The 25,081-nt window shown below is 30.4% G+C and carries 26 protein-coding genes; 13 read left to right on the top strand and 13 right to left on the bottom strand.

Annotated features, from left to right (window positions below):
• Positions 1-51: 51 nt before the first annotated feature.
• From ftsY to D1817_06185, 8 genes are all read right to left on the bottom strand, one after another.
• Positions 52-1,005, bottom strand: a complete 954-nt coding sequence (ftsY, locus tag D1817_06220; GenBank protein ID AXT19477.1) for a signal recognition particle-docking protein FtsY — start codon at positions 1,003-1,005, stop codon at positions 52-54.
• A 217-nt stretch (positions 1,006-1,222) separates the two neighbouring features.
• Entirely contained in the window at positions 1,223-1,375 is a 153-nt protein-coding gene (locus D1817_06215) for a DUF4295 domain-containing protein (GenBank protein AXT19476.1), read from the bottom strand.
• A 53-nt stretch (positions 1,376-1,428) separates the two neighbouring features.
• Complete coding sequence (gene rpmG / locus D1817_06210) at positions 1,429-1,611, bottom strand: 50S ribosomal protein L33 (protein ID AXT19475.1); 183 nt, start codon at positions 1,609-1,611, stop codon at positions 1,429-1,431.
• Between the two features lie 26 nt (positions 1,612-1,637).
• Complete coding sequence (locus D1817_06205; protein AXT19474.1) at positions 1,638-1,874, bottom strand: 50S ribosomal protein L28; 237 nt, start codon at positions 1,872-1,874, stop codon at positions 1,638-1,640.
• An 82-nt stretch (positions 1,875-1,956) separates the two neighbouring features.
• Entirely contained in the window at positions 1,957-3,201 is a 1,245-nt protein-coding gene (locus tag D1817_06200; protein AXT19473.1) for a competence/damage-inducible protein A, read from the bottom strand.
• Positions 3,201-3,542 carry an Hpt domain-containing protein gene (locus tag D1817_06195; GenBank protein AXT19472.1) on the bottom strand — a complete coding sequence of 114 codons (342 nt, stop codon included), beginning with the start codon at positions 3,540-3,542 and terminating at the stop codon, positions 3,201-3,203. Before D1817_06195 ends, D1817_06200 begins: the two co-directional genes overlap by 1 nt.
• A gap of 2 nt (positions 3,543-3,544) precedes the next feature.
• Entirely contained in the window at positions 3,545-4,156 is a 612-nt protein-coding gene (locus D1817_06190; protein ID AXT19471.1) for an FAA hydrolase family protein, read from the bottom strand.
• A gap of 41 nt (positions 4,157-4,197) precedes the next feature.
• Positions 4,198-4,974 carry a 3'-5' exonuclease gene (locus D1817_06185; protein AXT19470.1) on the bottom strand — a complete coding sequence of 259 codons (777 nt, stop codon included), beginning with the start codon at positions 4,972-4,974 and terminating at the stop codon, positions 4,198-4,200.
• A 139-nt stretch (positions 4,975-5,113) separates the two neighbouring features.
• Here D1817_06185 and D1817_06180 point away from each other — a divergent pair, with 139 nt between their 5' ends.
• The 8 genes from D1817_06180 (at position 5,114) to D1817_06145 (ending at position 11,422) form a co-directional block, all read left to right on the top strand.
• A complete protein-coding gene (locus D1817_06180; GenBank protein AXT19469.1) occupies positions 5,114-5,515 on the top strand; it encodes a DoxX family membrane protein in 402 nt (133 codons plus the stop codon).
• 351 nt (positions 5,516-5,866) lie between these two features.
• Positions 5,867-6,418 carry a hypothetical protein gene (locus D1817_06175; GenBank protein AXT19468.1) on the top strand — a complete coding sequence of 184 codons (552 nt, stop codon included), beginning with the start codon at positions 5,867-5,869 and terminating at the stop codon, positions 6,416-6,418.
• Between the two features lie 149 nt (positions 6,419-6,567).
• The gene (locus D1817_06170; protein AXT19467.1) at positions 6,568-7,110 is read left to right on the top strand and encodes a hypothetical protein; all 543 of its coding nucleotides are present in this window, start codon (positions 6,568-6,570) and stop codon (positions 7,108-7,110) included.
• Positions 7,111-7,166: 56 nt separating this feature from the next.
• The gene (locus D1817_06165) at positions 7,167-7,697 is read left to right on the top strand and encodes a hypothetical protein (GenBank protein AXT19466.1); all 531 of its coding nucleotides are present in this window, start codon (positions 7,167-7,169) and stop codon (positions 7,695-7,697) included.
• Positions 7,698-7,833: 136 nt separating this feature from the next.
• Complete coding sequence (locus D1817_06160; GenBank protein ID AXT19465.1) at positions 7,834-8,538, top strand: amino acid racemase; 705 nt, start codon at positions 7,834-7,836, stop codon at positions 8,536-8,538.
• Positions 8,539-8,779: 241 nt separating this feature from the next.
• Entirely contained in the window at positions 8,780-9,523 is a 744-nt protein-coding gene (locus tag D1817_06155; protein AXT19464.1) for a hypothetical protein, read from the top strand.
• Between the two features lie 83 nt (positions 9,524-9,606).
• On the top strand, positions 9,607-10,659 hold the full coding sequence (locus D1817_06150) for a histidine kinase (protein ID AXT19463.1): 1,053 nt from the start codon (positions 9,607-9,609) through the stop codon (positions 10,657-10,659).
• Positions 10,652-11,422 carry a DNA-binding response regulator gene (locus D1817_06145; protein AXT19462.1) on the top strand — a complete coding sequence of 257 codons (771 nt, stop codon included), beginning with the start codon at positions 10,652-10,654 and terminating at the stop codon, positions 11,420-11,422. The genes D1817_06150 and D1817_06145 overlap by 8 nt, the downstream gene beginning before the upstream one ends.
• Before the next feature lie 104 nt (positions 11,423-11,526).
• Here the strand turns inward: D1817_06145 and D1817_06140 are convergent, their stop codons facing one another.
• The 3 genes from D1817_06140 to recR form a co-directional block, all read right to left on the bottom strand.
• Positions 11,527-12,837 carry a 2-oxo acid dehydrogenase subunit E2 gene (locus D1817_06140; protein ID AXT19461.1) on the bottom strand — a complete coding sequence of 437 codons (1,311 nt, stop codon included), beginning with the start codon at positions 12,835-12,837 and terminating at the stop codon, positions 11,527-11,529.
• 84 nt (positions 12,838-12,921) lie between these two features.
• Positions 12,922-14,025 carry a glycosyltransferase family 2 protein gene (locus D1817_06135; GenBank protein AXT19460.1) on the bottom strand — a complete coding sequence of 368 codons (1,104 nt, stop codon included), beginning with the start codon at positions 14,023-14,025 and terminating at the stop codon, positions 12,922-12,924.
• Positions 14,026-14,032: 7 nt separating this feature from the next.
• Entirely contained in the window at positions 14,033-14,650 is a 618-nt protein-coding gene (recR, locus tag D1817_06130) for a recombination protein RecR (GenBank protein AXT19459.1), read from the bottom strand.
• Between the two features lie 81 nt (positions 14,651-14,731).
• Between recR and D1817_06125 the strand changes: the two genes are divergently transcribed.
• Complete coding sequence (locus tag D1817_06125) at positions 14,732-16,189, top strand: sodium:solute symporter (GenBank protein AXT19458.1); 1,458 nt, start codon at positions 14,732-14,734, stop codon at positions 16,187-16,189.
• Here D1817_06125 and D1817_06120 read toward each other — a convergent pair.
• Complete coding sequence (locus D1817_06120) at positions 16,166-16,528, bottom strand: CoA-binding protein (GenBank protein AXT19457.1); 363 nt, start codon at positions 16,526-16,528, stop codon at positions 16,166-16,168. The two genes, D1817_06125 and D1817_06120, sit on opposite strands and share 24 nt — an antisense overlap.
• Before the next feature lie 378 nt (positions 16,529-16,906).
• On the opposite strand from D1817_06120, the gene D1817_06115 reads away from it, so the two are divergent.
• Entirely contained in the window at positions 16,907-19,375 is a 2,469-nt protein-coding gene (locus D1817_06115; GenBank protein ID AXT19456.1) for a TonB-dependent receptor, read from the top strand.
• A gap of 485 nt (positions 19,376-19,860) precedes the next feature.
• Here the strand turns inward: D1817_06115 and D1817_06110 are convergent, their stop codons facing one another.
• Positions 19,861-20,868, bottom strand: a complete 1,008-nt coding sequence (locus tag D1817_06110; GenBank protein AXT19455.1) for a ketoacyl-ACP synthase III — start codon at positions 20,866-20,868, stop codon at positions 19,861-19,863.
• Between the two features lie 223 nt (positions 20,869-21,091).
• On the opposite strand from D1817_06110, the gene htpG reads away from it, so the two are divergent.
• The 3 genes from htpG to D1817_06095 all read left to right on the top strand — a co-directional run bounded on the left by htpG (position 21,092) and on the right by D1817_06095 (position 25,046).
• On the top strand, positions 21,092-23,005 hold the full coding sequence (gene htpG, locus D1817_06105) for a molecular chaperone HtpG (protein AXT19454.1): 1,914 nt from the start codon (positions 21,092-21,094) through the stop codon (positions 23,003-23,005).
• A gap of 113 nt (positions 23,006-23,118) precedes the next feature.
• On the top strand, positions 23,119-23,868 hold the full coding sequence (locus D1817_06100) for a LytTR family transcriptional regulator (GenBank protein AXT19453.1): 750 nt from the start codon (positions 23,119-23,121) through the stop codon (positions 23,866-23,868).
• 98 nt (positions 23,869-23,966) lie between these two features.
• Positions 23,967-25,046 carry a class A beta-lactamase-related serine hydrolase gene (locus tag D1817_06095; protein AXT19452.1) on the top strand — a complete coding sequence of 360 codons (1,080 nt, stop codon included), beginning with the start codon at positions 23,967-23,969 and terminating at the stop codon, positions 25,044-25,046.
• The last annotated feature ends 35 nt before the right edge of the window (positions 25,047-25,081 follow it).

Genomic DNA, 25,081 nt, shown 5'->3' with positions numbered 1-25,081 from the left:
AGCTAGTTTATTAATATAAACTAGCTTTTTAATATCTATTCAGGTTAGAATTTACTTGAAAAATGAATCTACAAATTCATATTTATTAAATACTTGAAGGTCTTCTATACCCTCACCTACACCTATGTATTTTACTGGAATTTGAAACTCATCACTAATCCCTATTACGACACCTCCTTTTGCTGTTCCATCTAATTTAGTAACTGCTAATGAAGATACTTCTGTAGCTGCAGTAAATTGTTTTGCTTGCTCAAAAGCATTTTGCCCTGTAGAACCATCTAACACTAGTAATACATCATGTGGTGCATCACCTATTACTTTTTGCATCACACGCTTTACTTTAGTAAGCTCGTTCATTAAATTTACTTTATTATGAAGACGCCCTGCTGTATCTATAATAATAACATCTGCATTTTGGGCCACCCCAGATTCTAAAGCATCAAAAGCAACCGAAGCTGGATCACTTCCCATATCTTGTTTAACGATAGGTACTCCTACACGTTCTGCCCAAACTTGTAATTGATCTATAGCAGCTGCTCTAAAGGTATCTCCTGCGCCTAAGACTACATTTAAACCTTGCTTTTTAAACTGATAAGCTAATTTACCAATAGTAGTTGTTTTTCCAACACCATTAACTCCCACTACCATAATAACATGAGGTGTGCCTGTTTTTGGGATTGAAAATTCTGTAGCTTCACCAGAATTAGTTTCTGATAAAAGTCCAGCAATCTCTTCTCGTAAAATCTGATTAAGTTCAGAAGTTCCTAAATATTTATCTTTTGCAACGCGATCTTCAATACGATCTATTACCTTAAGTGTTGTATTTACTCCTACATCGCTTGTAACTAAAACTTCTTCCAAGTTATCTAAAACTTCATCGTCTACTTTAGATTTACCTGCTACAGCTTTATTTAATTTCGAAAAAAAGGAGGATTTAGATTTTTCTAAACCTTTATCTAGTGTTTCTTTTTTCTCTGAAGAGAATATCTTTTTAAAAAAACTCATTTGTGTTGCCGTTGGTTTTATTGTGTTATTAAACTTTTGTCGCTCTTCAATTTAAAAAGTTTCATCATGCTTATTAACCTGAAAACGTCATAATTATATAACAATTTTCTTGCCCATTTAATGAGTCGGAAGATTTGTCATAAAAATGTGACGTAAATATAAAATAAAAGCTGCTCTCTATAAGAAAGCAGCTTTAAATATCTTGTGCGAAGTATGACTATTTTTTATTAAGAAAGTCGTTTACTTGGTCTGGACTCATTATCGATTCTACAAACATATAAGCTCCAGATTTTGGTGATTTTACCATCTTGATTGCTTTTGTTAATCTTTTAGATCCTGTTTGTAATGATGCTACTGATTTCTTTGCCATAATTCTTATGCGTTATTTGAAACTTTAAACTTTATAGGTTATAAAATTTCTAATTATTTAATTTCTTTATGAACAGTCATACGTTTAAGAATTGGATTAAATTTTTTAATCTCCATTCTGTCTGGCGTATTCTTTTTATTTTTAGTTGTAATATATCTAGAAGTTCCTGGTTGTCCAGATGCTTTATGCTCTGTACATTCTAATATTACTTGAACTCTATTTCCTTTTTTTGCCATTGTACTTATCTTTAACTATTAGGCTTTTATTTTAAAAATCCTTTAGATTTAGCTTCTTTAATCGCAGCAGAAATACCAATTTTATTAATCGTTTTTAATGCTGATGTAGATACTTTTAAAGTTATCCAATTATCCTCTTCCGGAATGTAGAAACGTTTTTTAATAAGGTTTGCATTAAATTTACGCTTAGTTCTGTTTAATGCATGCGAAACGTTGTTACCAACCATCGCTTTTTTTCCTGTAAGTTCACAAACTCTTGACATTATATCTAACTTTAAAAAATGTTGTTATTTTTAAACGAGGTGCAAATTTACAAATTCTTTAATAGTTGGCAAATTAAATATGTCAATTTTTTAAAATTTCTTTCTGCAACATTTCAAAGGCTTTATTAACTGCTTTATTAATAACTTTAAAACGTGGCTGCCCTAAATTAAATTCTTTAACGATAACATTTTCTGGGGTTGCTAATGCAATAAAAACAGTACCTACTTCTGCATTAGAATCTCCTTTTGTTGGACCTGCTTCTCCTGTTGTAGCAATAGCATAATCTGTATTAAACAATGCTTTCGCATTTAAAGCCATAGCTTCTGCCACTTGTTTACTTACTACTGAATGTTTTTCTATTAATGAGGCATCTACTTTTAGCACATCAATTTTAGATTGTGTTGCATAGGTCACTAGCCCTCCTTTAAAATAAGCAGAAGCACCAGAATTTGCAGTAATACGTTCTGCTATTTTGCCTCCTGTACAACTTTCTGCAGTGGTTATTGTTTTTTTAAGTTGAGTTAATTGTTGCCCTAATAAAACCTCAGCAGATTCGCTTTCTTCAAAACTAAAAAATATGCCTTCTAAAAGTGGCGTTAGTTTTTCTAATTGATCATCTATTTCTGTTAAGACTGTTTCTTTTTTCAATCCTTTTGCAGATAATCTTAAACGCACGCTTCCCAAATTAGGTAAATAGGCAAGTTTTATAAATTTTGGTAGATTATCTTCCCAACTAGCGATTTTCTCTGCAAGCATACTCTCTCCTATCCCATAAACTAATAAGGTTTTATGATAAATAAAAGGGAGTTTATAAGTTGCTCTTAATTTAGGTATCACCGCATCAGTAATTAATGCCTTCATTTCAAAAGGTACTCCTGGTAACGAGATAAATACTTTATCGTTTTTATTAATCCATATACCTGGTGCACTTCCAAACTTATTTAAAAGCATTTCTGCTTTTGAGGGTATTAGTGCTTGGTCTATATTAACTTGGGTAAGTGGTATTTTGTATTGTTTCCAAATAGATTTAATATTCTCTAATGCGACTTCATTTTGTACTAAAGTATCATCAAAATATTTGGTTAATGTCGTTTTTGTAATATCGTCTTTGGTTGGACCTAGTCCTCCTGTTACAATAATTATATCTACATTATTTTCAGCTTCTTCAAGCGCTTTTAAAATATGTGTTTGATCGTCCTGAACAGAAGTAATTTGGTAAACAGAAACTCCAATTTTATTAAGTTCTCTACCAATAAATGCAGAATTAGAGTCTACGATCTGACCAATAAGAATTTCATCACCAATGGTAATTATTTCGGCTTGCATTATATATTAAAATCGGCTTTTATCGCATTAACAGCATTTTCAACTGCCGTTAAAACGATCTCTAGCTTTTGAGAGATATCTTCTCCAATTTTCTCAAACTTACCCCAGTCTTGTACTTCTATTAAATCTGAAAGTATGCCTAGCTCAAATAAATCTATGGTAGGTTTCATTTTATGAGCAGATTGATATGCTGCTTTATAATCTTTATTTTCAACAGCTATTTTTAAAAGTGCTGCATCTTCTGGCACTTCTTCTAAAAATGTTAATGCTAAAGTTTCGATAAATTCTTCGTCATTATCTGCTAATTCACGAACTCTATCTAACTTATAATATTCTTCCATACTTATTTTACTGTTATTGAAAACATTTCGTTTTCTTCTACAAATCCTTTTAATTTATCATTGGCTACAACTCTGCCAACTCCTGCTGGAGTGCCGGTAAAGATAATGTCTCCAATCTTTAATGTAAAATATTTTGATACATATTCGATTAATTCATCTATTTTCCAAAGCATTAAGTTTGTATTACCATCCTGAACGACTTCATCATTTTTAAGTAACTTAAAATTAATATCGTTTACATTATCGAAATTACTTTTTGAAAGCCATTTCCCTACTACTGCTGCTCCGTCAAAAGCTTTTGCTTTTTCCCATGGATGCCCTTTTGCTTTTAATTTGCTTTGAAGGTCTCTAGCTGTAAAATCGATCCCTAAACCTATCTCATCGTAATATTTATGAGCAAATTTTTTATCGATATGTTTACCTACTTTATTAATTTTTACTAAAATTTCTACCTCATGATGCACATCATCAGAGAAATCCGGAATAAAAAACGGTTGTTTTTTTAATAATATTGCTGTATCGGGTTTTATAAATATAATAGGGTCTGTAGGTTTTTCGTTTTCCAGCTCCTTAATATGTTCTGTATAATTACGGCCTATGCAAATGAGTTTCACTAGTAATTGTTTATTTTATTTATTCTTTAATCTAATCGGTATTACCCTAGTTTATTATTAAATGCTCTTAACTTAATCGCTGTTAGTACTTTTTTAGTATATAGCGGAAAATCTGCATTTAGCAACCAACCAAAGTATCCTGGCTCATTTTCTAAAACATCTGTAACTAATTTTCCTTTGTGTTTTCCAAACGAGAAACACTCTACTCCATCTTTATTAAACGCTATAAACCCTGCAAAATCTGCAAACTTTTTTCGAGAACTAAATTCTGCCAAGAACTTCGTATTGTTTTCTAAATCGTCGTATTTCTCAACCTGTGCTTTTAAGACTTCGTAAGTTGCATTGGTATCTGCTTCTGCGCTATGAGCACCATCTAAATTTTTATCGCAATAAAATTTGTATGCTGCACTTAAGGTGCGTTGTTCCATTTTATGAAAAATAGTCTGTACATCTACAGCAACTCTATTTTTCATATCAAAATCTACCTCAGCACGAAGCATTTCTTCTGCTAACAACGGAATATCAAATCGGTTTGAATTAAATCCTCCTAGATCAGAATCTTTAATCATAAGATGAATATCCTTTGCGAGATCTTTAAATGTAGGTTCGTTTGCAACTTTCTCATTAGTAATGCCATGAATTGCAATCACTTCTCCAGGTATTTCCATTTCTGGATTTACCAACCATGTTTTGCTTTCTTCTGTACCATTTGGAAATACTTTTAATATTGAAATTTCAACAATTCTGTCTTTAGAAATATTAATCCCAGTGGTTTCTAAGTCGAAGAAACAAATAGGTTTGGTAAGATTAAGCTGCATTTGTTTTTGTTTGAGCGCAAAGATATATAGAATAACCCTAATAGCCTTAAGCGATTTTTAAAAGCTATTTTATTTTACCAATAAATAAATATTCATTAAAAATTACGACTACATTTAATAACTATCAAAAACTATAATTATGAGTAACCTTCTAGATGCGACAACTTTTTTACAACTTATTATTTTAATATTTTTAGCTATTCTTTTTATCCAATCTGGCTTAGATAAAGTTTTTAATTACAAAGGAAATTACGAATATTTTAAATCTCACTTTGCTAAAAGCATTTTAAAAAACACTGTGGGTTTACTTATGCCTGTGATTACGATACTAGAAATAGCTGCTGGTATTTTTACAACTATAGGTGCTTTACAACTAATTATTAATGGCGGTACGAGTTTAGGTTTAATTGGTGCTCAGTTATCTGCCTTATCTATAGTCGCTTTATTTTTTGGTCAAAGAGTCGCTAATGAGTATGAAGGCTCTAGTACATTAGTAGGTTACTTTTTAGTTACTGTAGCTTGTATATTTATATTAAGTTAGAAGTATTTTTATTTATGTTTAATAATAAAATCGCAAAGTATTTAACCTAAAAGACAGAGCAATTGATAAAGAAGTATTGTGACTGACTGATTAAAAGCAATCTTACTTTAAGCGGAAAAAGAAAAACGTGTCTTTTATGAAACGTGAATCATTTCCTAGAATAATTGAAAAAATGTTTTTTAATTATTCGTTACTACACTTTAACATCTATATTTAGATAAAAGTTGTAATAAAGCTAACAAGCAAGAGTATTACGTTCAGTATATAAAGATTGCTTTTAACTACTCTATACAACTTTAAATCAAAGTTTTTAAATATATTTGGTTTAAACAGAAGTTAGGTATAATTGATATGAAACACCCATTAATATTTTTTCTTTTAATAACAAGCTTGAGTTGTGCTCAACAAAAAGACACAAAAACTGACAAGGAAATTGCTTTAGAACTATGCGATGAATTCTCAAAACAATATTCTAAAAACAACAGTTATCCAAGTAACCGAATGATTTACATAAAAACCGTTCAAATTAAACTCGTGAATTACGATTCTGAAAAAGAAGAAAATATTTCAAGAAAGCTTCACGAACTATGTCCGTCATTTTTGGAATACTCAACTGTTGCGAGTAAACTGAAAGCTGAAAGCAAAGGACGACCAGATGCTTTTAAATTATGGGATATTTATATAAAAAGTCAAAACGATATTCCTTGGACTGAAAGTGAAAAAAAGCAATTTTTAGACATTTGTAATTATGCTCTCTCAAAAAGACCAAATAGCGAAAAATTGTGCGAATGTACCATTGACAAAATTTCTGAAAGATTAAGTGCTGAATATTTTCTTGGACTATCAACGAATGAACAAGGATATTTAGGAGGTCAAGTCGGATATGTATATTGTTCTGAATAAAAAACAACTATACCTAACATTGGCTATAGTTCATTGCGGTTGAATTCCTAATCGGAATTCAACGCTAATTTGCTATCTTTCGGCTACGGCGGAAAATGACTCGCATCCTTTTTCGCAACTAATCATACACAAAACCGTACAACATTTGAATGAACATTAAACATACAATCAAGATTCTGATTCTAATTCCATTCTTTTCTTATGCTCAGCATAGTGATAAATATTTGGAATTAATGAACAATTTAAAACTCATTGATTCAAGTAAAATTGAAACCCATTTTAAGAACGGACAACCAAAATATTCTGGAACTACTTCCTATTACGAATATAATGGCAAGGAGTATTCTTTCTTGACTGGAAAACATATTAGATATTACAAAAATGGTTCGAGAACAGAGAGTGTTTACGACTCGTGGGAAACGGTTATGGATAATAAATACTTTGATAAAAATGGAAATCTTGTATCTGACTCAAAAACTCTTGCGCTAAATACAACTGCAAACGATTTACAAGAGTTTGAAAATTCTAATAGGCATATCACATTTATTATCAAATCAAAGGATTACAAATACTCTTTCGAACTGAATAAATGGTACTTATATTTGAAAAATGAACATACTAATGGAAAAAAAAGCGGAACTTGGAAGTATTATTATCCAAATGGCGAATTGAAAAAACAAACAGAAAAATAAAAACGGTGTGCAACAATGACTATAACGAATTAGTGTCTAATAGCTTTCTTTAGCTAATGCAAGCAGAAATGAAATACAAACTGGATAAAATATTGACGATTAAACCTTGGGCTTTATTTCTATCTGCAATGCTATTTGCTATTCTCGCGGAGACAAAAATCGGAGTTTTATACATGATTCTTTGGTGTGGATTATTCACGTATTGGACATTACGCGTTGGAGAAGAACTTCATAAAAGACTTGAAGACAAATCTATATTAAACTTAAAACGATTTAAATATCAAATTGCATTTGTAGTTATTTATTTCATTATCGTCTTCCCTTTTGGTGGATATGAAATTACTAATGAAAATATCTCAGACTACGGTTGGACAGTTTGGGCTATTATTCCTTTACATTTAATCTTAATGTATTCAATAATTCATACAATCTATTTTCTGTCAAAATGTATGGTTACATTAAGAAACAAACATGAATTTTCTCTTTGGTACATGATGGGTTTTTGGGTATTCCCAATTGGAATATGGGTAATCCAACCAAGAATAATTGAATTATTGAAAAAAAAGCCAGTATACAACAATGTATAATCGCAATTACGGCAGATTCGACTACGTCCGAATCCACTCGGAATTGCCAAAGTCAGTGTCAAACTGAAAATAATCGCTAACTTAACCCGTAACTGACGGTTATACGAAACCGTTGTGAACAATTAAAATAAAAAAAATGAGACCACTTGGATTAATCGGAGGGACATCATGGCATTCAACAATAGAATATTATCGAAATATTAATCAGCTCGTTAATGACTATTTTGGAGATAACACAAATCCGCCTTTGATTATATATACTTTAAATCAATCTTTAATACATCAATATCAAAGAGAATCCAATTGGATTGGTATAGCTGAAATATTGATTAACGCAGCAAAAAACCTCGAAAAAGCAGGAGCTGATATGGTAATGTTTTGTGCTAATACTCCTCATAAAGTTTACGATATTGTAGAAAAAGAAATTAATACTCCAATATTACACATAGCAGATGCAACAACGAAGGAGATTAAATCAAAAAATATGAAGAAGGTTTGTTTCCTGGGTACAAAATACTCTATGATAGAGAGTTTTATTACCAATAGAATATCAAATAATGGAGTTGAGGTACTTACTCCAAATAAGGAGAAAGAAATCAATGAATTACATCGGATAATTCAAGAAGAATTGACTTATGGAAAAATTATCACTCAGTCCAAAGAATATGTTATTAACATCATTCAATCATTTACAGAAAAAGGAGCTGAGGGTGTCATTTTAGGCTGTACGGAATTTCCATTGATGATAAATGATATTGATTTACAAATTCCAATTTTCAATACAACAAAGATACATGCAAAAGCAGGAGTGAATTTTATATTGGAAGGTTTGAAAAAATAAAAACTGGCTACAACAACGTGTATGATGTTCATTGCCAGCAAAAGCTGGCAATGAACATCATACACAAGACCGTTATCAAAAAAACTATTTCAACACTAATAAACTATTTATCTTATTATCTCATTTTACACTGTTCTTCCTTAGTTCTGTTTAATTTTTCCTGCATTCATCAGAAACCGATTTTTTAAACATGATGATCCCTATAGTTTTGGGTCATCATTAATTATTAAATCTATTTATTATGAAAAATACAAAAAGAGAACTTGTTTTTTTAAGAACATTTGCAATTACTACAGTTTTAGGATTATTAATGTTTACTTCGGTTGCCTTTAAACATTCTGGCAATCAAAAATTTGGAACCATTGATGTGGAACGTATTAATATTGTTGAAAATGATGGTACAACAAAAATGGTCATCACTAATGCCAGTCATTTTCCAACCGCTGGAGATAGCATAAATGGCAGAATCTATCATGAGCGTAAAAAACGTGCAGGAATGCTATTTTTTACAGAAGACGGAAAAGAAGCTGGTGGGTTTATTTATGATGGAGCCAAAACAAAAAACGGCCATAGCGCAGGCCTCTCTCTAACTTATGACCAATACGATGGAGATCAGGTTATGCAATTGATAACTACAGACAGCAAAATTGGAGATAAAAGAAATAAATCTAGTTACCTTGTTTTTAATGACCGCGGTGATAAAGAAACTAAAGAAAGTATGACTAAGATTTCAAAGGAATTAAAAACAATAACAGACAGAAAAGAACGATATAAAAAATATGAAGAATATAGAAAAAAAGGGCTTATAGGAGAAGTACCAAGAGTTGCTCTTGGGCAGACAGCCGGAAAACAAAATGGCTTATTCTTGTACGACGACAGCGGAAGGCCAAGAGCTAAGTTTATTATAGATAAAGAAAACAATGTTAAACTTATAGCGTATGATGAAAAAGGAAATATAATCAGTTCCTGGCCTGAAAAAAAATAAAATTAAAAATTTGCGGTGGAGTTTTATTAAAAATCTTCATCGCAAATTCTATAGCAAATTCTATATATTTACCTCTTTTTATTATGAAAAACACCATTCAATTTCTAAAAGAAAATCAAGTCATCATCATTTTCTTGTTTGTTTTTAGTTGGGTATTAACACTTAAAAATAACATTGGATTTGCAACATCGTGGAGTAATTTTGTTTTTCATCCAGATGCTCCTTTTTGGGTTTTTATAGATGGATTCCTCATCTTTATATTTACCAATTTTATTAAAAGAAAGAATGAAAAAAGGGTTATAAATAAAACGCCATCTGTATGGACATATCTAAAAATTTTCGGAATAAGTTTTGTCAGCTATTTACTTATTAAAAATCTATTCGGAGTTCTTGTTTCTGTTTCTTTTAATACAGTAGCTAGAAACTTTAATTCTTCATATCAAATAACTTATCGAATTTTTAGTCAAACTATTGATTTTTTAATTTTTGGTGGTATTTCTTTAGCCTATTTATACTCAAAAGAAAACAGGAACTATAGAAAAAGGTTAGATGAATATGAAATAAGCAATTCTAAAAGTAAAATACAACAGCTCAAAGCTCAGTTAAACCCACATTTCCTTTTTAATAATTTAAACATATTAGATCAGTTAATTGAAGAAGATCAAGATAAGGCATCCGATTTTTTAAGTCATTTTTCAGAACTATATCGTTACGCTTTGCAAAGTTCCGAAAAAGAGCTCATCGCTATTCAAGAAGAGCTAACATTTACTCAAAACTATTTTGAATTAATGGAGAAAAAATATCAAGGGTATTACAAATTAATTGTAACGGATAGTATTAACACCTCAACTACTATAGTTCCTCCATTTTGTCTTCAAGTATTGGTAGAGAATGCTATTGTACATAATCTAGGGACAATTCAAGGTCCTGTAATCATTCATATAACATTCGAAAATGGAATAAAAGTTAGTAATAATAAAATTGTACAAAGCAGAAAGAAAAAGGGTAATGGAGTGGCCTTAAAAAACCTAAGTGAACAATTTCAACTATTAACGAATAATCCTATTACTATTCAGGAATCTGAAGCTAATTTTGCTGTCACCTTACCTCTTATTAAAATGAATAACAATGATTAAAGTAGTAATTATAGAAGACGAAGCTCCAGCGAGAAAGAAGCTTAAAAATTACCTGGGAAAAATAGGAGAGCCTATTGAAATCATAAAAGAAATTGAAACTGTTGATGAAACCCAATCATTTTTTCAAACATCTCCCGATATCGATTTAATTTTCTCGGATATTGAATTAAGAGATGGGAATGTTTTTGATGTATATAACCAAATAACAATTAATTTTCCTATCATTTTTGTTACTGCTTATGACCAATTTTGGATGAATGCATTTGAAACGAGTGGTATTGAATACCTGCTGAAACCTTATTCTTATAATCGTTTTGAAAAAGCCTGGAATAAATACACTTCTCTGAAAAACAAAATGGAAATTAATCACAATAATATCTTTAAAAAACTAGATGCCTATTACCAGAGTAAATTAGATCTAAAACCTGTGTATAAGGAATATATTTCAGTGAAATCCAATAGTGGTATTTACTTTTTAAAAGTGGAAGATGTTGTCTTTATTCAATCAGATTATGGTGTCATTTTTGCGTATGACTCAGCTAATAAAAAGCACCTATTAAATCAAACGACTCTCAAAGAAATACAAGAAATACTCAACCCAATGAAATTCTTCAAAATTAACAGGAGTGAATTGATAAACAGAGATTATGTTGAGAAAATAAATCGCTACACTAAAAATACCGTTGCTATTCATATAAAGTCTCACATATTGAAAACGAGTCAGAATAATACAGCATCATTTAACTCTTGGATGGGGTTATAATAATATGTGTAAGCAAACACTCTAAAAATAACTTACTAAAAAAGCATCTACTTATTAAAGTAAATGCTTTTTTATATTTAATCAGATTCCTTTTTATTCAGGAATTATATTTCGGTATTTACATCCCAAGCTTCAAGGTAATCTTTTACAGCTTTTACAAACTGCCCACCTAAAGCACCATTAACTACACGGTGGTCGTAAGAATGTGATAAGTACATTTTATAACGAATACCTATAAAATCGCCTTCCGGGGTTTCAATCACCGCAGGTGTTTTACGAATGGCTCCGAGTGCCAAAATACCTACTTGCGGCTGGTTAATTATAGGGGTTCCCATAATACTACCAAATGTACCTACGTTTGTTACTGTATATGTACCTTCTTGAATATCGTCTGGTTTTAATTTATTTGTTCTAGCGCGATTAGCAAGATCGTTAACCTGCTTAGTCATTCCGATTAAATTTAATTGATCTGCATTTTTAATTACAGGTACAATTAAATTCCCATCTGGTAAAGCTGCTGCCATCCCCAGATTAATATTTTTCTTTTTAATAATACTATCACCTTGTACAGCAATATTCATCATCGGAAAGTCGCGTAATGCTTTAGCAACCGCTTCCATAAAAATAGGTGTAAACGTTAAGTTCTCACCTTCTCTGGCTTTAAATGCATCTTTTACTTTTTTACGCCAGTTCCAGATATTAGTAACATCTGCTTCAATAAACGATTGTACGTGTGCAGATGTCTGTACAGAATCGACCATGTGTTTAGCAATAAGTTTGCCCATTCTGGTCATTTCAATAATTTCATCTTCTCCATTGCTAACAATTGGTGCAGAAACAACACTTGTTTGAGCTGGAGTTGTAACTTTAACTACCGTCTGCTGTACAGTTTGATTTCCTCTTGTCTCTATATAAGATAAAATATCTGCTTTCGTTACACGTCCTTCTTTTCCTGTGCCTGGTATAGCATCTAGTTCAGCTTGAGCAATACCTTCTTGCTTAGCTATATTTTTTACTAAAGGAGAATAAAAACGATCTCCGTTAGAACTTATTTCTGTTACAACGGTAGCTTGCGCAGCAACTACAGTTTGCGCTACTTCTTCAACTGCTTTATCTGGAGCTTCTACTTTAACTGACTCTGTTTTTGGTACAGATACATCTACTGAACCTTCTCCTTCTGTTTCTATAATTGCAATCGTTTGTCCTACTTGAACAACATCGTCTACATTAAAAAGTTTTTCAACTAAAACACCATCAACTTCACTAGGAACTTCACTATCTACCTTATCTGTAGCTATTTCTAATACTGCCTCATCTGCTTCAATAGCATCTCCTACTTCTTTTAACCAAGCTGTAATTGTCGCTTCAGCAACACTTTCACCCATTTTGGGCAATTTAAGTTCAAATTTTGCCATATCTCTATTTATAAAGCTATTTTCTGGTTTACATTTGCAAAATTAATAAAAAATCGCATAATTCTTTGCAGGTTCATCAATTAATTACTCAAAAATAATCTTCGTTCCTTGACTAAATTTTTGATCACTTCCTATTATAAAATTCGAATTATTAGGTAAGATTTTATATGTTATTGCTTTATCAATTTCACTAATTTCCAATATCTTTTCAACTATCTGTTGATATTTCAAATAATTAGCATCAAAAATAATTTCGGTATTATCTTCAAAACTATTTAGTTTTGATTGTAAAATTAATTTTTTATCTAATTTATCTTCTAGTTTTTTATTTTGCCTATCAGACACAAAATAATATTTTGAAATAGTTTGATCTTTTGATTCTTGCTCCTCACGCATTAAATATGCCAAACGAATTCCCAGCCAAACTAAGCTATCGAAAATCAAGTTTTTCTTAAAATGTTTTTTATAAAAAATCTGCATCGCTCCAAAAAATTGCTTTGCATAATTTTTATCTTTTAATGTACTTTCTCCTTTGTAATGAATAATAGTTTCTTCTCCATAGTAATAGTTATCTTTTCCTGATTTTAATACTCTATAAGATAAATCAATATCTTCTCCATACATAAAATAATCTTCATCAAACCCTCCTAATTCATCATATAACTTACGTTTCATCAGCATAAATGCACCTACAAGTACATCTACTTTTCCTACTCTATTTTCAGATAAATGTGATGCATAATAACGTTTTGTATTTCCTAAAAGCTTAAAAACTGCCGCGCTTACATACGGGATATTACGTTTGCTCTCAGGTAAAAGCTTACCAGAACCATCTATAAGCTTACAGCCAACAACTCCTAAATTATTTTTAGAGTTTGCGAATTCTAAAAGTGTTTTAAACGTATTTTCAGTAACTACTGTATCTGGGTTTAAAATACAAACATATTTACCTTTAGCTTTTTTAACAGCTAAGTTATTGGCTTTTGAAAAGCCTAAGTTTTCTGTATTTTTAATTAAGTGTACTTCTGGAAATAGCTGCATTATCATTTCGCAACTTTTATCAGAAGAGTTATTATCTATTACAATAATTTCTGCATCAATATCTGCAATAGCTGCTTGCACACTTTTTATACAGAGTTCTAAAAAATAACGAACATTATAATTTAATATAACAACAGAAAGTTCCAAACTTTGATTACATTTTTAAAGAAGATTCAAAAGGAATTCTATTTAAAATACTTCGGCCTAAAGTAACCTCATCTGCATATTCTAACTCATCTCCTACAGATATTCCTCTGGCTATTGTAGACGTAACTATATTATAATCCTTAATTTGTTTATAAATATAGAAGTTAGTGGTATCTCCTTCCATAGTAGAGCTCAATGCAAAAATAAGTTCTTTTATGCGTCCTTGTTTAACTTTATCAACCAAAGAAGTTATAGTTAAATCGTGAGGTCCTATACCATCTATAGGCGATATCTTGCCTCCTAATACATGATATAATCCTTTAAATGAGCTTGTGCTTTCGATAGCCATCACATCACGAATATCTTCGACAACACAAACCACTTCTTCATTTCTAAATTTATTTGAGCAAATCTCACAAAGATCTACATCGCTAATATTATGACAGCTCTTACAAAATTTAATATCTTCTCTCATAGCAGACAATGCCTGTGATAAATGTAACGTTTGCGATTCAGGTTGCTTTAATAAATGCAACACTAAACGCAATGCTGTACGCTTACCTATACCTGGTAATTGCGACACTTCATTTACTGCATTTTCAAGAAGTTTTGAAGAAAATTCCATAGCTGCGAATTTACAATTTTTGATTTAAGAATTATTCTTATCCCAATGTAATTTGTATTTTGGCAGTAGAATCTTTTACATATGACTGCAACTCAAATCCTTTTACTTATAGCTGCTTATTTTGGTGTGCTTATACTCATCTCCTATTTTACAGGAAAAAATGATAGTAATGCAGATTTTTTTAAAGCTGGCAAGAAATCACCTTGGTTTTTAGTTGCTTTTGGAATGATAGGCACATCCTTATCTGGTGTTACATTTATATCTGTTCCTGGTTGGGTAGAAGGAGCTCAATTTAGTTACATGCAGGTAGTTATAGGCTACTTAGTAGGTTATTTTATAATCGCTTATGTATTAATGCCTGTATATTATAAATACAATGTAACTTCTATTTACGAATATTTAGAAGAACGCTTTGGAGTGGTGAGTCATAAAACAGGTGCGTTTTTCTTTTTCATTTCTCGTGTATTAGGAGCTTCTTTTCGATTATTTTTAGTCGCTATTGTTTTACAACAATTTGTATTTGATGCCTGGAATGTTCCCTTTGAAATTACTGTTATTATCTCGATTACATTAATCTGGTTATATACATTTAAAGGGGGGATTAAAACAATTGTTTGGACAGATACCTTGCAAACCTTATTTATGCTTATTGCTGTTGGTTTATCAATATATTATATTAATGATAAACTAGGTTGGAGTTTCTCTGAATTCTTAGCTTCTGATGAACTAAAAGAGTATAATAAAATCGTTTTTTTAGATAGTTTTCTTGAAAAAAACCATTTTATAAAATCGTTTTTAGGTGGTTTATTTATTGCTGTATGCATGACTGGATTAGATCAAGATATGATGCAAAAGAACTTGACTTGCAAAACACTTAAAGATGCGCAGAAAAATATGGTATCTTTTAGTTTGGTGTTGGTAGTTGTGAATTTTGTATTCTTACTTTTAGGAGCACTCTTGTTTATATATGCTCAAAAATTTAATATTGCTACTCCTTTAATGGATGGGCAGGCAAAAACCGATTTATTATTCCCTGAAATTGCACTTAATAGCGGATTAAGTATTACACTAGCCATAACATTTATGTTAGGCTTAATAGCTGCTGCTTACAGTAGTGCAGATAGCGCTTTAACTTCTTTAACAACTTCTTACTGTATTGATTTTTTAAACATTGAAAAAAAACCTGAAGCTGATCAAAAGAGAATTCGAAAACGAATACATATTGCAATGAGTATATTGCTAGTTGTTGTTATTATTATCTTTAAACACATTTTAGATCGAAATGTAATTGATAGCTTACTTACCGTTGCTACCTATACTTATGGCCCTTTACTTGGATTGTTTGCATTTGGAATTTTCACAAAACATAAAGTTAAAGACAAGCTGGTTTGGGTAGTAGCACTTTGCTCTGTACTTATTATTATCACCATCGCAAATATTCCTCCTCAATATATAGGAGGTTACAAAGTAGGTTATGAATTATTACCTATAAATGGTTTGATTACTTTTATTGGATTAATATTGATTCGTCGAAAGTAATACTAATGTACAAGATACTTCTGCAATAATTTTATGCTCAATGAGAAGTTTATAAAATTCAGGATTTTCTGTTCCAGGATTGAATATAACACGTTTAGGTTTTAAAGAAATAATATAGTCATAATACTCCAATTGATGTTGAGGCCTAATGTACAAGGTTACAGTATCAATATCTTTAAAATTCTTTTTTTGTTTAATGATATCTACACCAGCTATTTGCCCTTCTCTTAATCCAATTGCTACTACAGAATGTTCTTTAGACAATAATTTATGAATTGCAAGGTTAGAATATCTATAAGCTTTTAATGAAGCTCCAATAATTAAAGTTTTTTTACTCATATTGTTAAAATCATGTTAAGTTTATAAAAAAGAGTAACACATTTATAATCTTGCAGTCTTTAAAGTATAAAAGTAAATCAATCAATCAAAAAACAAATTTATTCAATGAAAATCTTAAGTATTTCTTTTAGATTAAATCATTTTAACATCTCATAAAGATTTTAATAGCCAGCAGAAATAATTGATGGTTAGTGTTAATGCGCGGTTATTAATAAGAGAGCCCGAAGTTTCAATCCTTCGGGCTTTTATTTTTTAGTTATTTAAAAACATTATTTTGTTAAAATAATGTTAACATCATAAAAAGGAGTAACATTTTTATGAATTGACAGTCTCACTATTAATCAATAATAGTAAATCAATCAATCAAAAAACGAATCAATGAAAAAACAAATCACTCTGTGGTGTGCTTTATTTTTACTTACCTCATTAAGCATACAAGCAACAGAAAATAAAGAACTTAAAGACGGGGTTATTTCTGGAGTAATTATCGATGCAGCTCTTAATGAGCCTATGCCCTATGTGAATGTTATTGTCAAGAGCTTAGAAGGTGATGTTGTAACTGGTGGAATAACTCAAGAAAATGGAACATTTAAAATTGATAAGATTCCAGAAGGAAAGTTTACCGTTACAGCTCAATATATTGGTTATAAATCTGTAACTAAAGAAGTCACAATTGCTAAAGGCAATTACAAGATAGATTTAGGGAGAATTATGTTGGAAGAAAGTGCTTCTGCTCTAGATGAAGTTACTGTAACCGCCGAAGTATCTACAATTCAACAAAAGGTAGATCGAAAAGTTATTACCATTGGCAAGGATTTAGCAGCAAGTGGTACTGCGTCTGATATAATGATAGCTATACCATCAGTGAATGTAGATCAACAAACAGGAAATATTTCACTAAGAGGAAATCAAAATGTACAAGTAATGGTAGACGGAAAATTATCAAATATTCCAGCTGCACAATTGCTTAGACAGTTACCTTCTAACTCAATAAAACAAATTGAATTAATTACAAATCCTTCTGCTAAATACAATCCCGAAGGTTTAAGTGGGTTAATTAATATTGTTTTAAAAAAGAATGTCAATATTGGGTTTAATGGTAATTTAAATGTTGGATTAAGATACCAAAGAGAACCTAAGTTTAATAGCTCTATTGATATGAATTATAGAAATGGGAAATTTAATTTGTATGGTAATTATGGGAATAACTTATCTAAAAATCAAACTGATGTAAATATTGCGCAAATAGTAAATAATTCTTTGCAAACCATAGATATTTTAGATGATCGGGATTCACATTTATTTAAAGTTGGGGTAGACTTATATTTAAATGAGAAGAATACTCTTTCTTTTTTCACCAATCAAAATATTTTTGAAGGCGATAATCTAATTTTAACAAATCTTGATTTTATTACAAATCCATCTAACGATCAAGACCAAGAAATTAATAGTATAAATGAAAATCATTCCTCTCAATACAATTTTGATTATAAATTAGATTTTGCCAAAGAAGGTCATAATATTGAGTTGGAAGTAGATTATAATACATTTAATAATGACATAGAAACTAACAATTTATTTTCTGGGCCAAATGCAAGGCCTAACTTTTTAGAATTTACTGATACAGAACGAGACAGAACTACTATAAATTTAGATTATGTTAATCCACTATCTGAAAATACAAAACTAGAATTAGGTTTACAAGCACGATTATTTGATACTCGTTTACTTTATAATTCTGATGCCAGAATACGAAACTCAATGGGAGAATTTATTCCATCAGCAACAGATTATGATTACAGTAGAGATATTTTTTCTGCTTATGTAACTTATGGCAAACAATTAGAAAAATGGTCATACCAGTTAGGCTTACGAGCTGAAAGTGTAAATGTTGATGCATTAGCTATTGATACAGATTTAGATGCAAATGTCACAACTTTATTCCCTTTTGAAAATGATTACGTCCAATTATATCCATCTGCATTTTTCACGTATAATCCTTCTGAGAAAAATTCTTACCAATTAAGTTATAGCAGGAGAGTTGATCGCCCTGGTGTTGGACAAGTGAACCCTATTCCTGAATTTAATACTCCCTTAGTTTCTCAATTTGGGAATCAAAATTTACAACCACAATTCACAAACTCTATTGAAGTGAATTATACTAGAAAATTGAAAAAAGGAAGTTTAACAGCTGGCACATTTTTTAGAGTAATTGAAGATGAAATTAATCAAGCTGTTAGAGTAGATGATTCAGATCTAGATTCGGGAAGAATTATTTTAACTTTTGATAATTTTGATAATACTACAGCATATGGAATAGAATTGTCCAGTAATTATCGACCAGTTAAATGGTGGAGTCTAAATGCAAGTTTCGATTTATATTCACAAACGCAAAGAAGTTTTTCAGAAGTATTAGATGCTAGTATCATCAACCCAACAATGGACGATATTCGCCTTGAAGAAGTAGAAGTAGATAATGTGATTTGGAATTTTAGAGTTTTTAATAACTTTAGAGTCAATAAAAAGTTAACATTTACTGCTTTCGGTTTATATCGTGGAAAAGATAGAGGCTTACAATTTGAAACAGATCCTATTTATTTTCTTAATTTAGGAATGCGTTATAACTTTATTCCTAATGGAACCTTTAGTTTAAACTTTAATGATGTCTTAGGTACCCAAGAAATTTCAATTCTTGGAGAACGCCCATTCTTACAAACTGCAGATGTTAGTCCTGAATTTAGAACTGTATCTGCAAGTATTCTCTATAGGTTTGGAGGTGGTAAATACAGAGCTAAATCTAGAAAACAAAGAGATAAAGATGAAAAAGATGGGGGGAGTATTTTTTAAATAAAAATTAATAGTTAACATTTACAATTGATGGTTAGTGTTAATGTTTGGCTGTTAATCAGTAAACCCAAAGTAACATTATTTTGGGTTTACATTTTTTATTAATCTTTAAATCAATATTAATTACTAAAAATCAATTCAATGTAGTTAATTAAAAACACCATCATCTAATTGGTTGTAAAAATAAACAAAACGAGTTTCTATATAATTTGAATTAGTCTTCTAAACATATATTTCTCTTAAAAATTACAAACCACAAAAGCTCGAAAACTTTAAATTTTCGAGCTTTATTTATTTAAATATGTTAAAAATGGTTAAAATTGAATCTATTTTATAATAAAACGGAAATTATTACGTCTAACTAGTATAAGCATTTTTTAATAAGTGTTAATGTTGGTTAATAGTTGAAAAGCCTGAAACAAATCTTATGTTTCAGGCTTTTTTAATTCTTTATTTATTAGGATATACTATTTAATAGTAATTCGTTACCATTTTATAATAACACTTCCCCATGTAAATCCACTTCCAAAAGCAGCTAATACAACTGTATCACCATCTTTAATTTTATTTTGTTCCCAAGCCTCAGTTAGTGCGATAATTACAGATGCTGCTGTAGTATTACCATATTTCTGAATATTATTAAATACCTGATCGTCATTTAGTCCAAATTTTTTCTGAACAAATTGAGAAATTCTCAAATTAGCTTGATGTGGAATTAACATATCTATATCTGAAGCTTGTAAGTTATTTGTTTTTAATCCTTCAATAATTGCTTCACTAAAACGAACCACAGCATGTTTAAAAACAAATGTACCATTCATATAAGGGTAATAAGATGTATCATCTGGATCGTTAGCTTCCAGAATCTCTGGCACCCATTTGCATATACTAGGCCCTTCAACAGTTAATTCCTTTGCGTGTTTTCCTTCTGAATGTAAATGCGATGATAAGATACCTTTTGTATTATCTTCTGTTCTGGATAATATTGCTGCTCCTGCTCCATCTCCAAATATTACAGAAACATTTCTTCCTCTAGTAGTTTTATCTAATCCACCTGAATGGTACTCTGCACCTACTACAAGTATATTTTTATACATTCCAGTTTTTATAAACTGATCTGCAACAGATAACGAATATATAAATCCAGAGCATTGGTTTCTAACATCTAAAGCCCCAATAGTTGGCATCTCTAAAATATCTTGTAATTGAACACCTCCTCCTGGGAAATACATATCTGGGCTCAAAGTAGCAAATATGATAAAATCAATATCATCTTTTGTTAATCCTGCACGTTCTATAGCTATACGCGAAGCTTTAGCTCCCATAACAGCAGAAGTATCGTCAGTGCCCTCTTTAATCCATCTACGCTCTTTTATTCCTGTACGTTCTTGTATCCATTCATCATTAGTATCCATCATTTTGGATAAATCATCATTCGTAATTATATTATCTGGAACGTAATAGCCAAGGCCAGTTATTTTTGAATTGTACATAAAACTCTTTTATAATTTCCTACAGAAGTAGAAATTCTTTTTAATTATTAAATATAGTGCAAATTTATCAATCTCATTTTTTTAATAAACATACATTTTACTAAAACGATAGATTAAAAACTCCTGTTTTTAACAGAAATATTGTGTCAGTTTGTCACATTTTAGTCATTGGTACTTTTTTTGTCTTACACAAAAAACAATTTTTAACATAACAATATATATTATGACAAAAGGAAGTATTAATGTTTCGGTAGAGAATATCTTTCCCCTAATTAAAAAATTCCTATATAGTGATCACGAAATCTTTTTACGTGAGCTTATAAGTAATGCCACAGATGCCACTTTAAAGTTAAAACATTTAACTAGTATTGGTGAATCTAAATCTGAATATGGTAACCCTCAAATTGAAATTAAGATCGATAAGGATGCAAAAAAGCTTCATATTATCGATCAAGGTTTAGGTATGACTGCAGATGAGGTTGAAAAATATATTAATCAAGTAGCATTTTCTGGCGCCGAAGAATTTTTAGATCAGTATAAAGATGCTGCTAAAGATTCGGGTATAATTGGTCATTTCGGGCTTGGATTTTACTCTGCTTTTATGGTAGCTGAAAAAGTAGAAATCATTACTAAATCTCATAAAGATGAACCAGCAGCACATTGGACTTGCGATGGATCTCCTGAATTTACATTAGAAGCATCTGATAAAACAGATAGAGGAACAGAAATAATTCTTCATATTGCTGAAGATTCTACAGAATTTTTAGAAGAAAGACGTATTAGAGAATTACTTTTAAAGTATAATAAGTTTATGCCTATTTCGATTAAATTCGGAACTAAGGAAATTAACGACCCTGAGCATACTCCAGAAACTACAACAGATAAAGATGGAAAGGAAACTACTGAACCTCATCGTCAGATCACTGTTGATGATATTATCAATAATCCTGATCCAGCTTGGACAAAACAACCAGCAGATTTAGAGGAAGATGATTATAAAGGCTTTTACAGAGAATTGTATCCAACACAATTTGAAGAACCTTTGTTCAACATTCATTTAAATGTAGATTATCCGTTTAATTTAACAGGGATTTTATACTTCCCTAAGATGACGAATGATTTAAACATTCAAAAAGATAAAATTCAATTATACCAAAATCAAGTATTCGTGACAGATAATGTAGAAGGCATTGTTCCTGAATTCTTAACAATGCTTCGAGGTGTTATTGATTCTCCAGATATTCCGTTAAACGTATCACGTAGTTATTTACAAGCCGATGGTAATGTAAAAAAGATTTCATCTTACATTACACGTAAAGTTGCCGATAAATTAAAATCATTATTCAACAACAATCGTGAAGATTTTGAAGTTAAATGGAATGATATCAAAATTGTAATTGAGTACGGAATGCTTTCTGAAGAAAAGTTCTTCGAAAAAGCAGATGCTTTTGCCTTATACCCTAGTGTAGATGGTAAGCATTATACTTATGAAGAATTATACAATAAAATTAAAGCAAATCAAACAGATAAAGATGATAAACTAGTAATTCTTTATGCTTCAAATAAAGATGAGCAACATAGTTATATTGAAGCTGCTAAAGCAAAAGGTTATGAAGTATTATTATTAGATTCTCCTATAGTATCGCATTTAATGCAAAAGCTTGAAACCACTAAAGAAAAGATTTCTTTTGCACGTGTTGATGCTGATTCTATAGATAAGCTAATTAAGAAAGATGATACTACTATTTCTAAATTAGATGAAGAACAAACTAAGGCTTTAGATGAATTATTGAAAGAAGTTATTCCTTCTGAAAAATTCATGGTGCAATTAGATGCTATGGATAGCGAAGCTGCTCCATTTATGATCACACAACCAGAATTTATGCGTCGTATGAAAGAAATGCAACAAACTGGCGGTGGTGGCGGTATGTTTGGCATGGGTAATATGCCAGAAATGTACAATCTAGTAGTAAATACAAATTCTGCTCTTGTTAGTGAAATTTTAAATACTAAAACTAAAAAGAAACAAGAGCGTTTGATTACTCAAAGTTTAGATTTAGCACGTTTATCTCAAGGATTATTAAAAGGAGAAGAGCTTACTAATTTTATTAAGCGTAGTTACGAGATGATTAAGTAAGTCCCTACTTTTTATTTTATATATAAACCACTTTGCGAAAGCAAGGTGGTTTTTTGTTTTTTTTGAGTTTATTACGATTTCAATTATCTTAGATTTTTAATCGTTAAATATTAATGCGAAAGTTACCTCTTAATACTTCTTTTAGGCATCATACTCTAGTTGCTTTGGTAATTAGTTTATGGCTGGTGACATTCCTTATTTTTATTGCACCCTTTGATGCTTCGGAATTAAATTTTGTCAATCGTTTTAAAATCTTACCATTTTATGGTGTTCTCTGTTTTGGAACTTACTTATTGTTAATCTTTATTCAAAATTGGTTTTTTAAACACTATAAAATATGGAATATCTCTTTAGAAATTATTTTTATTTTAGTTTATGACATCGCATTATTTTTTCTATCATACTTGTACTATAAAACAGATATTGTCAACGGCAATTATGACTTTAAGGCCTTTGGTTTAGAAGTTTACCTTCCTATCTGTTTAATTATACTTCCAATTTTTATCTTCTCAAGATGGTTTTTGTATAAAAAAGCATCAAAAAAATCAAGTGTAATTACACTTAAAGGTGGTAATAAATTAGATATTTTAAAAATCTTATTTGAAGATTTAATCTGTGTATCGAGTGCTGATAATTATATAGAAGTCAGTTATCTTATTAAAGGAACATTGCATAAAAAATTATTACGCAATACACTTAAAGATACTCAAAATGATGTTCCTGATTTACTTAAAGTACATCGATCTCATTTAATTAACCCAGTTCATTTTAAAGAATGGAATGGTTCTAATAGTATAAAACTTACGGAAATAGAAATCCCTGTTTCAAAAAATTATAGAGCTGTTGTAATGAAACTAATTTAATCGTCCCTAAAAACATATACTTTATCCCAAACGCAATAAATATAGAGGTTTTTATTGAGGTCATCTGTAGATTTGATTCCTATTAAATAATATCTATTATGAAAAAATCAATTCCAATTGTAATCATCTTAATCTGCTTTACATTAAATATAGTTGCTCAAAGCAGAACTGAAGCTTCTAATGTTCTAATTGAAAATTTAGTTAAAGAAAAAAAGGTAGTTGGAGTATCTGCAGGTTATTCTGTTAATGGAGATATATTATGGAAATCAGCTGCAGGTTTTGCAGATCAAGATAAAGGCAAAGAATTTAAAACAGATACTGAAGTACGAACAGCATCAATTGCTAAATCTATGACTGCCATAGCCGTTATGCAATTGGTTGAACAAGATTTAATAGACATTAATTTACCTATTGACACTTATATATCTGAATTTATTCAGAAAGCAAAAATAAAAATTACTACAAAGCATATATTAACACATACCTCAGGAATTGATGATTATAAAAATATAAAAGAAATTGAAAACAAAGTAAATTATGAATCGTTACTCGATGCTTATGAAGTATTTAAAGATCGTAAGTTACGTTTTGAACCTGGCACGCAATATTACTACACAAGTTATGGTTATGTTGTTTTAGGTCTCTTAATAGAAAAAGTATCTGGTTTATCATTTGAAACTTATATGCAAAAACATATTTGGGATAAAGCTAATATGACAAATACTGGTATAGAAAAATTAGAAAGCAAAAGAGAAAATACAGCATCTTTATATCGAAGAGATCGTAAAGAAAAACTTAAAAGTTCAAAAGTTAATAACCTAAGTAATCGTATTCCTGGTGGTGGTTTTTACTCTACTGTTAATGATCTTATAAAATTTGGAAACGCATTACTTAATAATACACTAGTAAATGAGAATACTATAAAATTGATGACTGAACACCATAGCTTAGAGAAAGTTAATAATAGTTATGGATTTGGATTTTTTCTTTATGGAAAACATCCTAACGAAGGAAGTATATATGGGCACAATGGTGCGCAAACAGGAACTTCAACACAGCTATTTATTATTCCAGGTAGAAAAACCGTTGTTGTAACTGTTTCAAATACATCTGGTGCTGGAAAAGAGGTAAGTACAGTGGCAGGAAATTTAATAGGTATTTCTCAAAAAAAACAGTAATAATGAAATTCAAGCTAAAAACCATTTTGTGAAAG

The sequence above is a fragment of the Flavobacteriaceae bacterium genome (genome assembly GCA_003443635.1).
GTDB lineage: Bacteria > Bacteroidota > Bacteroidia > Flavobacteriales > Flavobacteriaceae > AU392.
Note: the sequence above shows the minus strand (reverse complement) of the source record. Positions and strands in the feature narration are given on the sequence as shown.

What these genes read in the sequence shown, in the direction of transcription:
- ftsY (AXT19477.1), bottom strand. Translation starts at nt 1,005, where the DNA reads ATGAGTTTTTTTAAAAAGATATTCTCTTCAGAGAAAAAAGAAACACTA.
- D1817_06215 (AXT19476.1), bottom strand. Translation starts at nt 1,375, where the DNA reads ATGGCAAAGAAATCAGTAGCATCATTACAAACAGGATCTAAAAGATTA.
- rpmG (AXT19475.1), bottom strand. Translation starts at nt 1,611, where the DNA reads ATGGCAAAAAAAGGAAATAGAGTTCAAGTAATATTAGAATGTACAGAG.
- D1817_06205 (AXT19474.1), bottom strand. Translation starts at nt 1,874, where the DNA reads ATGTCAAGAGTTTGTGAACTTACAGGAAAAAAAGCGATGGTTGGTAAC.
- D1817_06200 (AXT19473.1), bottom strand. Translation starts at nt 3,201, where the DNA reads ATGCAAGCCGAAATAATTACCATTGGTGATGAAATTCTTATTGGTCAG.
- D1817_06195 (AXT19472.1), bottom strand. Translation starts at nt 3,542, where the DNA reads ATGGAAGAATATTATAAGTTAGATAGAGTTCGTGAATTAGCAGATAAT.
- D1817_06185 (AXT19470.1), bottom strand. Translation starts at nt 4,974, where the DNA reads ATGCAGCTTAATCTTACCAAACCTATTTGTTTCTTCGACTTAGAAACC.
- D1817_06180 (AXT19469.1), top strand. Translation starts at nt 5,114, where the DNA reads ATGAGTAACCTTCTAGATGCGACAACTTTTTTACAACTTATTATTTTA.
- D1817_06175 (AXT19468.1), top strand. Translation starts at nt 5,867, where the DNA reads ATGAAACACCCATTAATATTTTTTCTTTTAATAACAAGCTTGAGTTGT.
- D1817_06170 (AXT19467.1), top strand. Translation starts at nt 6,568, where the DNA reads ATGAACATTAAACATACAATCAAGATTCTGATTCTAATTCCATTCTTT.
- D1817_06165 (AXT19466.1), top strand. Translation starts at nt 7,167, where the DNA reads ATGCAAGCAGAAATGAAATACAAACTGGATAAAATATTGACGATTAAA.
- D1817_06160 (AXT19465.1), top strand. Translation starts at nt 7,834, where the DNA reads ATGAGACCACTTGGATTAATCGGAGGGACATCATGGCATTCAACAATA.
- D1817_06155 (AXT19464.1), top strand. Translation starts at nt 8,780, where the DNA reads ATGAAAAATACAAAAAGAGAACTTGTTTTTTTAAGAACATTTGCAATT.
- D1817_06150 (AXT19463.1), top strand. Translation starts at nt 9,607, where the DNA reads ATGAAAAACACCATTCAATTTCTAAAAGAAAATCAAGTCATCATCATT.
- D1817_06145 (AXT19462.1), top strand. Translation starts at nt 10,652, where the DNA reads ATGATTAAAGTAGTAATTATAGAAGACGAAGCTCCAGCGAGAAAGAAG.
- D1817_06140 (AXT19461.1), bottom strand. Translation starts at nt 12,837, where the DNA reads ATGGCAAAATTTGAACTTAAATTGCCCAAAATGGGTGAAAGTGTTGCT.
- recR (AXT19459.1), bottom strand. Translation starts at nt 14,650, where the DNA reads ATGGAATTTTCTTCAAAACTTCTTGAAAATGCAGTAAATGAAGTGTCG.
- D1817_06125 (AXT19458.1), top strand. Translation starts at nt 14,732, where the DNA reads ATGACTGCAACTCAAATCCTTTTACTTATAGCTGCTTATTTTGGTGTG.
- D1817_06120 (AXT19457.1), bottom strand. Translation starts at nt 16,528, where the DNA reads ATGAGTAAAAAAACTTTAATTATTGGAGCTTCATTAAAAGCTTATAGA.
- D1817_06115 (AXT19456.1), top strand. Translation starts at nt 16,907, where the DNA reads ATGAAAAAACAAATCACTCTGTGGTGTGCTTTATTTTTACTTACCTCA.
- D1817_06110 (AXT19455.1), bottom strand. Translation starts at nt 20,868, where the DNA reads ATGTACAATTCAAAAATAACTGGCCTTGGCTATTACGTTCCAGATAAT.
- htpG (AXT19454.1), top strand. Translation starts at nt 21,092, where the DNA reads ATGACAAAAGGAAGTATTAATGTTTCGGTAGAGAATATCTTTCCCCTA.
- D1817_06100 (AXT19453.1), top strand. Translation starts at nt 23,119, where the DNA reads ATGCGAAAGTTACCTCTTAATACTTCTTTTAGGCATCATACTCTAGTT.
- D1817_06095 (AXT19452.1), top strand. Translation starts at nt 23,967, where the DNA reads ATGAAAAAATCAATTCCAATTGTAATCATCTTAATCTGCTTTACATTA.